The 14,525-nt window shown below is 41.4% G+C and carries 13 protein-coding genes and 2 pseudogenes; 7 read left to right on the top strand and 8 right to left on the bottom strand.

Translation table 11 applies throughout. The annotated features are described in order from the left end of the window. Window positions 1–41: 41 nt before the first annotated feature. Window positions 42–779 (bottom strand): hypothetical protein, encoded by a 738-nt coding sequence (locus J0654_RS00430; protein WP_207025671.1) that lies wholly within the window; start codon window positions 777–779, stop codon window positions 42–44. Between the two features lie 107 nt (window positions 780–886). Here J0654_RS00430 and J0654_RS00435 point away from each other — a divergent pair, with 107 nt between their 5' ends. The 6 genes from J0654_RS00435 to J0654_RS00460 are packed head-to-tail and all read left to right on the top strand — an operon-like array spanning window position 887 to window position 6,070. Next, window positions 887–2,320, top strand: coding sequence for an ATP-dependent DNA helicase (locus J0654_RS00435; RefSeq protein WP_207025672.1), 1,434 nt, complete (start codon window positions 887–889; stop codon window positions 2,318–2,320). A 24-nt stretch (window positions 2,321–2,344) separates the two neighbouring features. After that, window positions 2,345–2,917: a DUF4126 domain-containing protein gene (locus tag J0654_RS00440; protein WP_237685845.1), complete on the top strand. Its 573-nt coding sequence runs from the start codon at window positions 2,345–2,347 to the stop codon at window positions 2,915–2,917. A gap of 38 nt (window positions 2,918–2,955) precedes the next feature. Then, on the top strand, window positions 2,956–3,669 hold the full coding sequence (gene kdsB, locus J0654_RS00445; protein ID WP_207027861.1) for a 3-deoxy-manno-octulosonate cytidylyltransferase: 714 nt from the start codon (window positions 2,956–2,958) through the stop codon (window positions 3,667–3,669). Further along, window positions 3,660–4,364: an HAD family hydrolase gene (locus tag J0654_RS00450; protein WP_207025674.1), complete on the top strand. Its 705-nt coding sequence runs from the start codon at window positions 3,660–3,662 to the stop codon at window positions 4,362–4,364. Before kdsB ends, J0654_RS00450 begins: the two co-directional genes overlap by 10 nt. Beyond that, entirely contained in the window at window positions 4,364–5,491 is a 1,128-nt protein-coding gene (locus J0654_RS00455) for an iron-containing alcohol dehydrogenase family protein (protein ID WP_207025676.1), read from the top strand. Before J0654_RS00450 ends, J0654_RS00455 begins: the two co-directional genes overlap by 1 nt. 36 nt (window positions 5,492–5,527) lie before the next feature. Continuing rightward, window positions 5,528–6,070, top strand: coding sequence for a 1-acyl-sn-glycerol-3-phosphate acyltransferase (locus J0654_RS00460; RefSeq protein ID WP_207025677.1), 543 nt, complete (start codon window positions 5,528–5,530; stop codon window positions 6,068–6,070). 413 nt (window positions 6,071–6,483) lie between these two features. On the opposite strand, the pseudogene J0654_RS00465 reads toward J0654_RS00460, so the two are convergent. From J0654_RS00465 to J0654_RS00495, 7 genes and pseudogenes are all read right to left on the bottom strand, one after another. Beyond that, window positions 6,484–7,624: pseudogene (locus tag J0654_RS00465) on the bottom strand (IS3 family transposase). A gap of 316 nt (window positions 7,625–7,940) precedes the next feature. Continuing rightward, window positions 7,941–8,162 carry a heavy-metal-associated domain-containing protein gene (locus J0654_RS00470; protein WP_207025679.1) on the bottom strand — a complete coding sequence of 74 codons (222 nt, stop codon included), beginning with the start codon at window positions 8,160–8,162 and terminating at the stop codon, window positions 7,941–7,943. 120 nt (window positions 8,163–8,282) lie between these two features. Next, window positions 8,283–9,137: a heavy metal-binding domain-containing protein gene (locus J0654_RS00475; RefSeq protein WP_237685846.1), complete on the bottom strand. Its 855-nt coding sequence runs from the start codon at window positions 9,135–9,137 to the stop codon at window positions 8,283–8,285. Window positions 9,138–9,320: 183 nt separating this feature from the next. Continuing rightward, on the bottom strand, window positions 9,321–10,517 hold the full coding sequence (locus J0654_RS00480) for an MFS transporter (protein WP_207025681.1): 1,197 nt from the start codon (window positions 10,515–10,517) through the stop codon (window positions 9,321–9,323). A 162-nt stretch (window positions 10,518–10,679) separates the two neighbouring features. Then, window positions 10,680–12,980: a multicopper oxidase family protein gene (locus J0654_RS00485; protein WP_095073080.1), complete on the bottom strand. Its 2,301-nt coding sequence runs from the start codon at window positions 12,978–12,980 to the stop codon at window positions 10,680–10,682. Between the two features lie 66 nt (window positions 12,981–13,046). Beyond that, window positions 13,047–13,490: a DUF3347 domain-containing protein gene (locus tag J0654_RS00490; RefSeq protein ID WP_207025683.1), complete on the bottom strand. Its 444-nt coding sequence runs from the start codon at window positions 13,488–13,490 to the stop codon at window positions 13,047–13,049. A 38-nt stretch (window positions 13,491–13,528) separates the two neighbouring features. Beyond that, window positions 13,529–13,750, bottom strand: coding sequence for a heavy-metal-associated domain-containing protein (locus J0654_RS00495; protein ID WP_207025685.1), 222 nt, complete (start codon window positions 13,748–13,750; stop codon window positions 13,529–13,531). Between the two features lie 363 nt (window positions 13,751–14,113). Between J0654_RS00495 and J0654_RS00500 the strand changes: the two are divergent. Next, a pseudogene (locus J0654_RS00500) lies at window positions 14,114–14,491 on the top strand (OsmC family peroxiredoxin); the annotation flags it as partial. Window positions 14,492–14,525 lie beyond the last annotated feature (34 nt).

Below are 14,525 nucleotides of genomic sequence, written 5' to 3' on the forward strand. Positions count from 1 at the left end.
CAGTTTTCTATAAGTGCTATTTGATTCGTTCTGTGCTATAGCTAGTTCTTCTTTTTCCTATCGTAGATAGGTGGCCAGTTACCATTTGTACTAACTTCGGTCAAAGAACCTACTTTTATTTCAGTACCATTGACCTCCTCTACGCTTTGGTATGATTTTTCTTTTTCAAGCAAATCTGCCGGTTGATCGTAAAGAACAACTTCTTTTTTCACCTTTGCTTCAAAAACAGGAGCGTTGTATCCACTTTTTTCGATAATGTCCGCCTTCATTTCAAACTTTTCATTGTTTTGAGCGTAAGGAACATTCATCATGGTTTTGTAACGGTCGTCAGCGCCAAAAAGGGAATCTTTTACCTGAACTGTGCCCAAGGTGTCAATAATTATTGTATCCTGTTGCATTTCGATCTGATACACTCGGTCATACCTCATAAAAGAGGAATCACGCTGTGTGGTGATGGTATAGTTTCCGGTATCGATGAATTTGATCAAGCTTTCAAAATCACCAGCGTACTTGCCGTTTACAGTTTTATAGGCTTCTTGTGAATCCCTGATATCCTTTAGTTTGTTGATGACCTGGGTGAACCTTTCGTTTCTTACCTTATTGAACTCAATGGGGGCGTTGATGGAATCGTATATTTTAAACCCAAGGTAAATACTTAGAATTCCAAATAGGATTACTAATACAGGCTTTACTTTTTGAGGTAAAAATCTATCGATCAAGAAAACAAGCCCTATGGTCACAAGGCATATTAAAACAACAATAAGAATTAAGTTTAACATATCTGATACTGTCTTTCAAAGTTAATTTAGTGGTTACTGACAAATCTACAATATTTTTTTTATTGGGAAACTTTTTGCTTTAAAAAAGACCACTATATTTAGCACTCATGAAGGATTTTAACGCACCTGGATTTTTAAAGATTTTAAACGAAAAATTCCCCCACACACCTACCCGAAAACAAGGTATTGCCCTTAATAAGCTGGCTAACTTTGTTTTAGAGGGCAAAAAGGATGAAGTATTCCTTTTAAAGGGTTTTGCCGGAACTGGGAAAACAACACTTGTAGCTACTTTGGTCAGCAGTTTGTGGAAAGTAAAAATGAGTTCCGTACTAATGGCTCCCACAGGAAGGGCGGCAAAAGTTATGTCTGTGTATTCGGGGAACAAGGCCTTTACCATTCATAAAAAAATATATTTTCCAAAGAAACAATCGGGTGGAGGCATTCAGTTTGTTTTGGCTCCCAACAAGCACCGCAATACGGTATTCATTGTAGACGAAGCATCTATGATCCCGGACACGCCGGCTGATTCGAAACTGTTTGAAAATGGTTCCCTTCTGGACGATTTAATGTATTATGTACACTCTGGCCATAATTGTAAACTAGTATTGATTGGAGATACTGCACAATTGCCCCCGGTAAAATTGGAACTTAGTCCAGCCCTTGATGAAAACCGTTTATCCTTAAATTATGATAAGGAAGTGGAATGTTTGGAGCTGGATGAAGTTATGCGCCAATCGGACGATTCCGGTATTCTTCACAATGCAACGAACCTTCGGGAGCAATTGCAATCGGAGTTTTTTGATGATTTTAGATTTGATGTACATAAATATAAGGATATTGTCCGTTTGATCGATGGCAACGAGATTCAGGAAGCCATCGATTCTTCATACAGTCAAAATGGGAAAGAACAAACCGCTATTATTGTTCGATCTAACAAAAGGGCCAACCTTTACAACCAAAATATAAGGGAGCGCATCCTTTTTTTGGACAACGAAATTTCCGTGGGCGACTATATGATGGTCGTAAAGAACAATTACTTCTGGTTAAAGCCCAATTCCGAAGCTGGCTTTATTGCCAATGGAGATATTATCGAGGTACTGGAACTTTTTGCCATTAAGGAACTTTATGGTTTCAAGTTTGCCGAAGTAAAGGTGAAAATGGTGGATTATCCCAATCAAAAACCATTTGAGACGGTCCTGTTATTGGACACAATAACTGCTGAGACCCCTTCGCTATCCTATGAAGATGGAAACAAACTTTATCAAGAAGTGATGAAGGACTATGCACATGAAAAATCCAAATACAGAAAATTCTTGGGCGTAAAGAACAATAGGTTCTTTAATGCCCTACAAGTAAAGTTTTCCTATGCGATAACGTGTCACAAATCCCAGGGAGGGCAATGGGATACGGTTTTTGTGGAACAGCCCTATTTGCCCAACGGTGTGGACAAAGATTACCTCAGATGGCTTTATACAGCGGTAACAAGGGCGGAGCGACAACTCTATTTGATAGGTTTCAAGGATGATTTTTTTCTTGACTAGGAAAAACCTATTTTAGACATCGACATGAATATTGAACCGGATACCATAATAAGTTTGTTCCTCGGAATCGGATTGGCCGCTTCTGTTGGTTTTCGTGTTTTTCTACCCCTTTTTGCCCTTAGTTTTGCGGCGTACTTGGGAGTATGGGACCTAAACGAGAACTGGCAATGGATTGGAAGTTTAACAGCGCTCATTACCTTGGGTGTTGCGACCATTGTTGAGATTTTTGCCTATTTCATCCCATGGGTAGACAATGCTTTGGACAGTCTTGCTATTCCTTTAGCGGGAATAGCAGGCACGGCCGTAGTCGTATCCACTGCTGCGAATTTGGATCCAGTAGTTACTTGGTCTTTGGCCATTATAGCCGGAGGTGGAACGGCAACAGCCATTAAAGGGGCCAATGCCGCAGGAAGGCTCACTTCCACAGGAACAACAGGTGGTTTGGCCAACCCTCTGGTATCCACAGTGGAAACCGGTGCGGCCGTTGCCGTGAGTACAGCGTCGATTTTGGTGCCACCCATAGCTGCCATCCTGGTTATTATCATATTATTGATCATATTCAGGATCTATCGAAAAATAAGACCAAAAGCGAAATAACCTAATCATCCAAAAACCTAAAAGTGAAAATAATTTCCATGATCCCCGCTCGCTATCAAGCCTCCAGGTTTCCTGCCAAACTAATGCAGGACCTTAGCGGTAAGCCTGTAATTGTACGAACGTATGAAGCGGCGGTGAACACGGGGCTTTTTGATGAGGTATACGTAGTGACAGATAGCCCCATAATTTCCGATGTGATCCAGGGAATAGGAGGAAAGGTGATCATGAGCAAAAGGGCACATGAGAGCGGCAGCGATAGAATTGCCGAAGCAGTGGAGGACATGGATGTTGATATAGTGATCAATGTGCAGGGTGACGAACCCTTTATTGATGCCGAAAGCTTGGGTAAGATCATCAAAGTCTTCAAAAACGACACAGAAAAAGAGATCGACCTTGGGTCCTTGATGACCCCAATAACCGATTGGGAAGAAATATCCAACCCTAATACGGTAAAAGTAGTTGTGGATAACCAGGGTTTTGCGCTCTATTTTTCACGTTCCCCGATTCCCTACCCGAGGGACAAGGAGGTGAAAGCAACCTATTACAAGCATAAAGGGGTCTATGTTTTTAGAAAACGGGCATTGATGGATTTTCAAAAATTGCCCATGCTACCTTTGGAGGCAAAAGAGAAAATTGAGGCCATACGTTTTTTGGAGTATGGCAAAAAAATAAAAATGGTGGAAACCCACGTCACGGGCATCGAGATAGATACTCCTGAAGATTTGGAACGTGCAAGAAAAGTATGGAAGTAGATTTCTCCAACATAAAGACCATTGGCTTTGATGCGGACGATACCCTTTGGGTAAACGAGACCTATTTTAGGGATACGGAAGAAAAATTTGCGGAATTATTGGAAAACTATGAGACCAAAAATAAGATAGACCAGGAGCTGTTTAAAATGGAAATGGACAACTTGGATATATATGGATATGGTATAAAAGGATTCATGCTTTCCATGATAGAATCGGCCTTGGACCTCTCCAATAACAAAGTGTCACAAGAAACCATTGGAGAAATAGTAAAGCTCGGAAAAAGGATGATATCGCATCCTGTGGAATTGCTCGATGGAGTAGAGGAAGTCCTGTCCAAATTGATGGGCAAGTATAGATTGATCATACTTACCAAGGGAGACCTTTTAGATCAAGAGCGGAAACTGGAAAAATCGGGATTATCAAAATATTTCCACCATGTTGAGGTGTTGAGCGATAAAAAAGAAATTAATTACAAGAATTTGTTGGACCATTTGAATATAGATGTCAACGAATTTTTGATGATAGGCAATTCCCTAAAGTCGGATGTATTGCCCATATTGAATATTGGGGCAAAGGCAGTACATGTGCCTTTTCATACCACTTGGGCCCATGAAATGGTGGCCGAAGACGAAATGGTGAACAATCACCTAAAATTGAATAGCCTCAAAGATATTTTGAAGTATTTGGACAACTAATGAAGACAGAAGATAATTTGAAGAACCAAGGAACTACACCGACCCATAAAACTGCGTTCAAGAACTTCCCTATGGTGCCCAGGGTAATTTTTGGGGCGGGATGTTTTACGCAATTGGGGGATATTTTGTTACACATGCGAAAGAGTTCGGAAACACCATTTATATTTTTGGTGGACGATTTCTTCGAAAATGAGGAGTTTTTGGCGAAAGTTCCATTGATGTTCAACGATGAGGTCATTTTTATATCGGCAGATGAAGAACCCAAAACAGCCCAAGTAGATGCCTTGGTGGCCCGGATAAGGGAAAAATACAACGAACTTCCTTCTGGGGTGATAGGTATTGGCGGCGGAACATTGCTGGATTTGGCAAAGGCTGTTTCTATTCTATTGAACAATAATGGATCGGCCAAGGATTATCAAGGTTGGGACTTGGTGAACAAACCTGCCTTGTACCATGTGGGTATTCCCACGATCAGTGGGACTGGAGCAGAGGTTTCCCGTACCACCGTATTATTGGGGCCGGAAAAAAAACTGGGAATCAATTCGGACTTTACTCCATTTGACCAAGTATTGTTGGATCCAGATTTTAGTAAAACGGTGCCCAAGGAACAATGGTTTTACACCGGAATGGATTGTTTTATCCATTGCGTGGAGTCGTTGACAGGAACTTATTTAAACGCCTTTAGCCAGAGTTATGGCGAAAAGGCAATGGAACTTTGTAAGCAAGTCTTTCTCGAAGATATAGCTCCAGAGGAATCCAGGGATAAACTCATGATGGCGTCTTGGCATGGTGGAATGAGCATCGCCTACTCTCAAGTAGGTGTGGCACATGCCATGAGTTATGGACTTTCCTATCTTTTAGGAGTTAAACATGGAATTGGCAATTGTTTGGTATTCCAGCATTTGGAAGAGTTTTATCCCGAAGGAGTGGCACTTTTCAATAAAATGATGGAAAAACATCATATAAAATTACCGAAGGGCATTTGTGCAGAACTTACTCAAAACGATTTTGATGTAATGATAAATATTTCCTTGAGCCTTCGACCACTTTGGGAAAATGCTTTGGGAAAGGATTGGAAAACTATTATGACACCTGAACGGCTTCAGGCCCTATATCAAAAAATTTAAAGGTCCGCTTACTAAAAAGCAGATAACTACCACTACATGCAAAGGCTGGCTAAATTTATCTATTTTAAAATTTTGGGATGGAAACTGAAAGGTTCTTTTCCCGAAGTGGATAAATGTGTTGTTATCGTTGTGCCCCATACACATTGGTTGGACTTTTTTCTGGGACTGTTGATTCGGAAAGTAATTGACCAAGAAATCAATTACATCGGAAAAAAGAGTCTTTTTAAACCGCCTTTTGGATGGTTTTTTAGATGGACGGGCGGTGCTCCTGTGGACCGATCTAAAAACTCCAACACGGTAGATAGTATCGTGCAGATTTTCAATGAAAGAAAAGTATTTCGATTTGCCCTTGCCCCCGAAGGAACCCGTAAAAAAGTAGAGGCTTTAAGAACCGGATTTTATCATATTGCAAAAAAAGCCAAAGTTCCCATTGTTATGGTGGCCTTTGATTTTGGTAAAAAAGAAATCAAAATAGCAGAACCCTTTCTCCCCACAGAAAATCAAGAAAATGATTTTCAAAAAATCCACAACTTTTATAAAGGGGTCAAGGGAAAGATCCCTGAGTATAGTTTTGAATAGTCTACTCTTTCATGCTGTGGAAAACGTTCTGTGTATCGTATATTTACAATTAAATAATTGATATTGAATTTATTGAGTGTAATTTTATTTTGATTAGTTCGATATTAGTTCGATTTTAAGAGATAATTCTAATGAGTAATTGCGTTATTCTCACTAATAATAATCAAAATTTCAAAGAGATTAGTCGGGTTATGAGCCCGACGAGCTACCTACTGCTCTACCCTGCGGTTTTGTAACTTTATGACTGACAGTTAGTTAAATTTTGTATGAATTTCATGTAATACCCATTCCGTATGCGTTTCCGTATTCGGAAGAGAAAAACAAAAGTATCATAAATAAATGTAATTTCACAGGATTGGTATGTTTATTCAGGAGCCTGATGTGGTTTTTACCGTTGTGTAGCCTTACCCCTTTTAGGACATCGATAAATTCATAAAATTATCATTAATGTCGTCCGTTTCGGGGAAGAATTCTTCCCCGAAACGGTTCTTGTATTCCCTGGGCGGCATATCCCCGATGGATGAATGGGGATGCCTTGTATTGTAATCCTCCATCCATTTTTGGGTCAGCGTCCTTACTTGGTGCAGGTCGTTGAACCAATAGGCATCTAGCACATCTTCCCTGTAAAACCTGTTGAGGTGTTCCATATATCCTTTCTGCATGGGCTTGCCGGGCTGGATGAACTGCAGCTCCACCCGTCTGCTCTTGCACCATTGTGATAGGGCCTTGGATATGAACTCCGGACCGTTATCGCAGCGTATGGACTTTGGCAGGCCTATCTCTTCCTCCAATTGTGACAAGGTCTCCACGACCCTTATCGCCGGATAGTTGAGCCCCACGTCCATGGCCAGTGCCTCCCGGTTGCAGTCATCCATGACATTGAACACCCTTATCTTCCTCCCATCTGACAGCACATCCGCCATAAAGTCCATGCTCCACACCTCGTTGAGCTCCATAGGGGCCTCCAATGGGTTCTTTGTCCTTGTGGGAAGCCTCTTCTTGTGCTTCCTCCTGAGCTTTAGGTTCATGGACCTGTAGACCCTCAACACCCGTTTCCTGTTCCAGTTGCGGCCTTCGCGACGCAGACGCTTGTAATATACCTCGAATCCCCTTGTCGGCAGCTCTGCGGCCAGCCTAGAAAGGGCATCGATCACCTCAGTGTCGTCCCTTTTGCTATGGTAGTACCACATCGAACGGGCAAGGTCCAGTACCCCGCAGGAACGCGATACACATACCGAATAGGCCTCCTGGAGGTATTTGGCGCGCTGCTTCTTGTCGGAAGGCCCTAGAACTTTTTTGACAGTACGTCCTTGAGCATACGGATATCAAGGCTGGCATCGGCGTACATCTGCTTTAGCTTGCGGTTCTCCTCCTCGAGTTCCTTCAAGCGCTTCATATGGGCCACTTCCATGCCCCCGTACTTCTTTTCCGCCAATAATAGAAAGTGCTGGTGTCAATGCCCATCTCACGGGATATATCACCCACCTTGCGGCCCTGTTCGTTCTCTTTCAGTGCCTTGATGATCTGGCTCTCGGTAAATTTGCTTTTTTTCATGTGACAGTTAAAATTTAAAGTTAGAAAATCTGAATTTTAAACTGTCCTATTTTTAGGGAGGGCTACAAAAGGGGTAAGGCTACACAATGAATTACTTTGTTCATACGTCAATTCATTTATTCTGTCGTCTAATTCGCTTATTATGGTTTGGCAATAATCTATTATCGAGACCGGAATTTAAAGTTTGAAACCAATTAAAAAGTATAAAATGAGGCAGCAATTGCAGATATCCCACAATAAATTACCTCATTTTATATGTATTGGAAGGGTATGAAAAAGCCCTATCCTTTATTAGAAACTGGATAGGGCTAAGAGATTAAACCGTTAATGGTTCTGCTTTAAAGCCTTTTTTCTTAACGATGGCAACTATTTCATCTTGTGTTATACCCTCTGATTTTACGGTTAAAATTTTGTCATTATTAGCTGTATCTACATTCCAATCGCAGATACCATCCGCACTATCCAAATCCGCTTTTACCTTTGATACACACCCGCCACAATTAAGATTGGTCTTGAACTGAAATTCAGTATTTTCCATATTTTTTGAACTTTATCTAATTTTTCTTGAACTGCCACAAAATTCAACATAATCCCTAAGCCTGCTATTGTGATATTTCGTGTTTAATTTGTGAAATTTACTGTTTCCTGTTGCAGATTATTAATGTTTGTGTGCGTGGTGGCTGTGGTCTTCTGCCGATTTTTCTCCCTCTGATACGGTAATCGTGAAATCTGCCGTATGCACCACGTTGTCTATTTTGAACTGTACCCACACTCTATAAAGCCCTGCCTTTTTGATAAGCGTTTCGGCATAGATTGGGAAATTCTCTTTAGATACCGGGTGTATATGTAGAAAATCCTTATCGGCTTTGCTTATCATTACGATATGGGCAGTTGCTCCAAGAAAATTTTGCATATCATTTTCCGTTAACTTCTTATCGTCCTTTTCTACTGAAAATTGCAAGCCCTGATTTCTGTTTGTTTTGAAATCCTCGCCGTTAAGCAGCGTTACCGTAAAACCATCTACGGTTGAAACCAACTTTGTTTTTAACTCGGTGGTTTGGGCTGATGCCGTACCTTTTACCTCAATGGTTTGCTTATTGACCTCTCCCTCGGCTCCGTTCGGTTTGTAGTCCGTAAATAACAGGTATTTGCCTGCAGCCGGGAATGTTTCTGAAACCTTATAAGAACCGTCTGCCTGTTCTTCGGGGTGGATATGGTCAAACCAGGTCAGCTCCTCATTCACTGCCAAAAGGTGCATTTTCATTTCGTGCACTACTTCCAACGGTACATTTTTACCATGTTCTGTAATGGCGATGGATAGATTTGTCATTTTACCTGCTTCCACATTTTGCGGGTCGGCAGCCACTTTTACTTTATACTGGCTTTTCTCTTTTTTGACAGGGGTCAAAGCCATGCCACATTTAGGGCATTTATCGCCTTTGTTTCCTGTTACTTCCGGGTGCATCGGACAAGCGTATGCGCTGTCGTGATTTGCGTGCTGATGTGCATTCATATCCTCTGATTTTTTATTATTACTTTCCGAATTGTTACAGGCAGATAAGGCTGCCAGTGAAACAAACGTGCTTAGCAATATGGTTTTTAAATTATTCACTTATCTATCTCTCTTACTACAATACAAATTTCCGCATTAAATAGGTTGTATCTATTGTGATATTCTTTGTTTGATTTACGATTTTTACTGATTGCTAACGCTGTTCTTTTGGCTCATAACAATCCTGGTAACGACTATCAATGTGATGATAAGCATCGGTATCAATGCAATGTTTACGCCGTTCCAACCCCAGTAATTAAACAAGCTGCCTGCGAAGAAGCTCGCTATACTGATTACTGCAAAGACCGTGAAATCGTGGAAAGCCTGCGTTTTTTCTTTCTCTTCAGGTCTGTACACTTTGGTTAGCAAGGATGAACCACCGATAAACAGGAAGTTCCAACCTAAACCCACAATAAACAATGCAGAAACGAAATGTACAAAGCCTGTTCCCATCAGGGCAATAACGATGTACAGGGACAAAATCGCCAAGCCTGAAATAATGATACGGTAAACACCGAATTTCTGAATGAGCATACCTGTAAAGAACGAAGGCAGGAACATACCTAATACGTGCCATTGGATAACCGTTGCTGAACTATCTGACGAATGTCCTACACTATGCATCGCTATCGGTGTAACGGTCATTGACATTCCCATTACGGCAAATGCGGTAGATGATGCCAGTATTGCAAGGATGGTATCTTTATTCTTAATGATTTCTTTTAACGGGCGACCTTTCTTAACTGCTTCCTTGGTTTGTACCGCAGATGTTCTTTGCAGCTTTAGAAAGGAAACAACGCACAAAGCGAACACACTTAACAGGATAATGGAAAAGTAGGAATAAGCGTAAGGAACCGCCCCTAAATGTTGTGTAAACCTCGCTAAGTTGGGTCCGGCGAAAGCCGCAACAACGCCACCCGCAATAACGAAAGAAATTGCCTTGCTTTTCGCATTGTCGGGAACGGCATCTGCCGCCGCAAAACGGTAGTATTGCGAAAAGCCCTGATAAGCACCAATGAGCATATTACCTACTGAAAACAGCCAAAAGGAATTTTGGATAATGGCGTACCACGAAACCAAACCCGACAAAACGCCTATCAGCGTACCTATCATAAAGGCATTGCGCTGACCTAATTTTCTAATGATGAGGGATGCGGGTATCATCATACCTGCCGTACCTACGGTAATCATTGCCAATGGCAAGGTCGCCAGGTTTTTATCGGGAGCCATTCGTAAGCCTACCACACCCGAAAGCGTAATTACCAATATGGATGCAGTCTGAAACAGCGCCTGCGAGGTAAACAGAAGATACACGTTGTTCCATTTTATTTTTGCTGTCATAATCTTAAAATTTATGATACAAAATTGGCAATTTGCTTCGGGCTGTCTATTGTGATATTTCTTGTTTGATTTGTGAGGTTTACTGATTTAGCCCGGTATTGTAAATGCAAAAAGGTCATAGCATAATCGCTACAACCTTTACTTGTTCTTTGAATAGTTCTTTTAGTAATTGAGCGAAAGCCCTGCACCAAAGCCCATATCACTATCATAGTGCGCCCTGATACCGATATGCCTTGTCAGGATGTACCGCAGGTCTGCCATATACTCCAAATCGGTATTGACCATAAACCCGGCTCTTAACCGTCTGGAGATAGGTATATCCTCCCGCATCAATGAAACCCTGAAAATACCATCGTGGTAAACTTCTGCCTGTACATTAACCAACATCGGTAAGGTGTACATTACTCCTAAGCTCACAGCAGCCCTGTTGTCCTTTTTATTAACCTGTCCGAAGAGGTTTTTCTCGTGCTCGTCCATTCCCATTCTGCGGTATCGCCAGTCGAAGCCGACAAAAGGCATCAGCCATTGCATTTTACCGATGTAACGCCCTAAATGGGTTTCCACTTCGTAACCGTGCATATCGTTGTAACCCAAACGCCACTCTGTGCCTAAGCTGTAACGGGCATTCATCAGCATTGCTTCCCCGTCTATACCGTTGGTAGCAAAATCGCTCTGCGCCATCAGGTGCGGCATATTGCTTTCACGCTGTAACATCTTGTAGGCTTTAGCCTTGTTGGGCAATTCGGGATTTTTATAATCGTCCACTGCAAACACCCTGTTCATTCCCGCCATCATATGATACAGGATATGACAATGAAAAAACCAATCGCCCTCGGTATTGGCAAGGAACTCTATGGTATCGGTTTCCATCGGCATAATATCAATGATGTTTTTCATCGGTGCATTTTCGCCGTGCTCATTAAGTACCCTGAAATCAAAACCGTGCAGGTGTATCGGGTGGCGCATCATTGAGTTATTGTAAATCGTAATCCTTAATACTTCGCCTTTTTTAACAGGTATCTTATCCGTTTCTGTCAAAACCTTATTATCCATACTCCAAACGTAACGGTTCATATTTCCCGTTAAAGTAAATTTCAGTTCCTTGACCGGGGCATCTGCCGGAAGCGTGGTATTATGCGGCGATTTCAACATTGAGTAATTCAGTGTTTTAATATCGCTCAACGCATTGGCATTATAGCGGTTGGGGTCTTCGTCCTTGCTCATATTATGGTCGCCGTGATGCTCCATAGCTGGCTCTTTATCCTTACTTTTCTTACTTTTTTCTTCGCCTGTAATCTCCGGGTACATTACTACGTTCATATCCATTTGGTTCAGGCTCATATTCATTCCCATATCGTCAAGGTCGCCGTTCATCTTCATCATATCGTTCATCATCTGCATACCCTCAAAATATTTCAGGCGTGGCATTTCCCCTACTAACTGTTTTTTACCGTTTCCAATAAAATAACTTGTGGATTGGGTGCGGTCTTCAGTGGTTGCCATAAACTCAAACGCTTTACCGTCTTCGGGAATGGTAACGACCACATCGTAAGTTTCAGATACAGCAATTATCAGTCTGTCCACCTCAACAGGCTCCACATCGTTACCATCACTTGCCACTACGGTAATTTTACCGCCTGCGTAGCGTAGCCAAAAGTAAGACGATGCACCGCCATTGGAAATGCGCAAGCGTACTTTATCACCTGCTTTTAAGGGCTTGCCGTCAATGCTTTTTAAATCGGTATGATGATTACCATTCATCATTACACGGTCGTAATACACATCGCTCACGTCCATTGCCAACATACGCTTCCATTCGTTGGTCAGCTTGGTTTTGAATTTACCGCTTCTAATGGCTTCGGCGTAGCTTTGTGTTGCGCCTTTCCTTATCGCAAACCAATCACTTGCAGCGTGCAACATACGGTGTACATTGTTGGGATTGAGGTTCGTCCATTCGCTTAGCATAATGGGGATTTCCGGCAAATCGTCAATTCCTTTTCTGAATGTTTTATCATTAGCCCTTTTGTGCATTATAAAGCTGCCGTACATACCAATTTGCTCCTGTAAACCTGAATGGGAATGATACCAATGCGTTCCTGTCTGGATAATCGGGAAACGGTAAGTATAGGTTGTGCCCGGCTCAATCGGCATTTGTGTTAAGAAGGGTACGCCGTCTTCTTTGTTGGGCAGGAACAAGCCGTGCCAGTGCAGGGATGTACTTTCTTTTAACTGGTTATGCACTACGATTTCCGCCGTGTCGCCCTCTGTAAATTCAAGTGTGGGCATCGGGATTTGCCCGTTTATAGCGATGGCCCTCTTCTCCTTGCCTGCAAAGTTTACCACCGTATCTTTTACATACAGGTCGTAATGAACTACCTTTTGGGCAATGCTGACTTGTGATATAAAGAGTGCCAACAGGGTTAGCGGCAACAGCTTTTTGTAAAAATTTTTTTGATTATCCATTTTAAAAATCGCATTGGTTATAAAAGTTAAAAGGCATTGCCCAATGAGCAATGCCTTACTGGGTTATTATTTAGTTTCGGCAACTTTGCCACAGGTAAGCATAGAGGAACCGTAGTAAGGATTTTTAATTTCCTTTTCTTTGCTCAACCAATATGCTTTTTTCATCGGGCAATATTGGTGGTAAACAGGTTGGGTGACTTTGTCAGAGCCTTTTACCAATTTCCACAGTACGGTAGATACATCGTTGAAAGCGGCTCTTTGCTTTTCAAGGTTATTACCTGCTTTGCTTAACTTGTCTGTGGCTTTCTGCAATTCTGCTTTCTGTGCAAAATTGCCCTCACTTTTTACGGCTTCATTCAGTGCGGTAATGGCGGTGCTTGCCGCTTTGCTATCGCTGCTTACTAAAGCATTTTTTACGCTGATGTAGTTTTTCAACAGGTTGCCTGTATTCTGTGCATAAGCAGAAACTCCAAACAACATTACGGTCATTACTACTATTAGATTTTTCATTTTTATCCTTTTTAATGATTAGTGAATGGCTGATTATATTATTGTGAAATGGGTTCAGCTTTAAACCCTTTTTTCTTGATGATGGCGACAATCTCGTCTTCGGTAATACCCTCTGCTTTTACAGTAAGTATTTTTTCGGCGTTCGTAGTATCAACGTTCCATTCGCAGATACCGCCTGCGTTATCTAAATCTGCCTGCACTTTTGATACACAGTTACTGCAATTAAGGTTTGTCTTGAATTGAAGATTTTTGCTTTCCATTGTCTTGAACTTTTATATTGTTTTTGTTAGTACAAATTTCGGGACAGAATGCGCTATACTGTTTGTGAAATTCCTTGTTTGATTTATGATATTTACTGATTGTACTTCAAAACAGCTTCAACTTGTAATATTTCGGTTTTGTTTTGTGACTTTTACTGATTATAGTGCCCATTCAGAATAAGCGGAATACATTTACTACCGAATAACGCTAACTGTTTATAAAATGGCTATCAAAACCTTTCTCTCGGTTTTGCATCGGGCTATGTTGTAGCTCTGGTTCCCCAACCCATACACGGTTGCACTAATCCCATTTGTGCAACAATCTTTATTGCAAAATCACACTGATATAATTTTAAAAACGGAAATGGAAATTTTTACGCTCCGCATTCGACAATTGGAACCAACATATTTAAGCACAATAAAGTAGAAGGAGAAAATACAGCTACAAATCCTGAAGAACTCATGGCAGCAGCCCACGCTGCGTGCTACACTATGACACTTAACTATATTCTCACGAGTAAGGGTGTCGAAGTAATCCAATTGGAAACTTCATGTACAATTACGGCTACGAGTTTTGAGATTACCAATTCCAATTTAGAATTAACAGCAATAATTCCTGATATTAGTGAGGAGGATTTCAAAAATTACGTGGAACAGGCAAAAGAAATGTGCCCAGTTGGAAAAGCTTATAATTTGGAAATTTCTTTGTATGCCCACTTAAGCGACAATCAAATTAAGTAATGTAAGATAAATCACTTTTATCACAAAAGGCTGT

Origin of the sequence: Flagellimonas profundi, assembly GCF_017313275.1 — a bacterium.
Taxonomy (GTDB): Bacteria; Bacteroidota; Bacteroidia; order Flavobacteriales; family Flavobacteriaceae; genus Flagellimonas; species Flagellimonas profundi.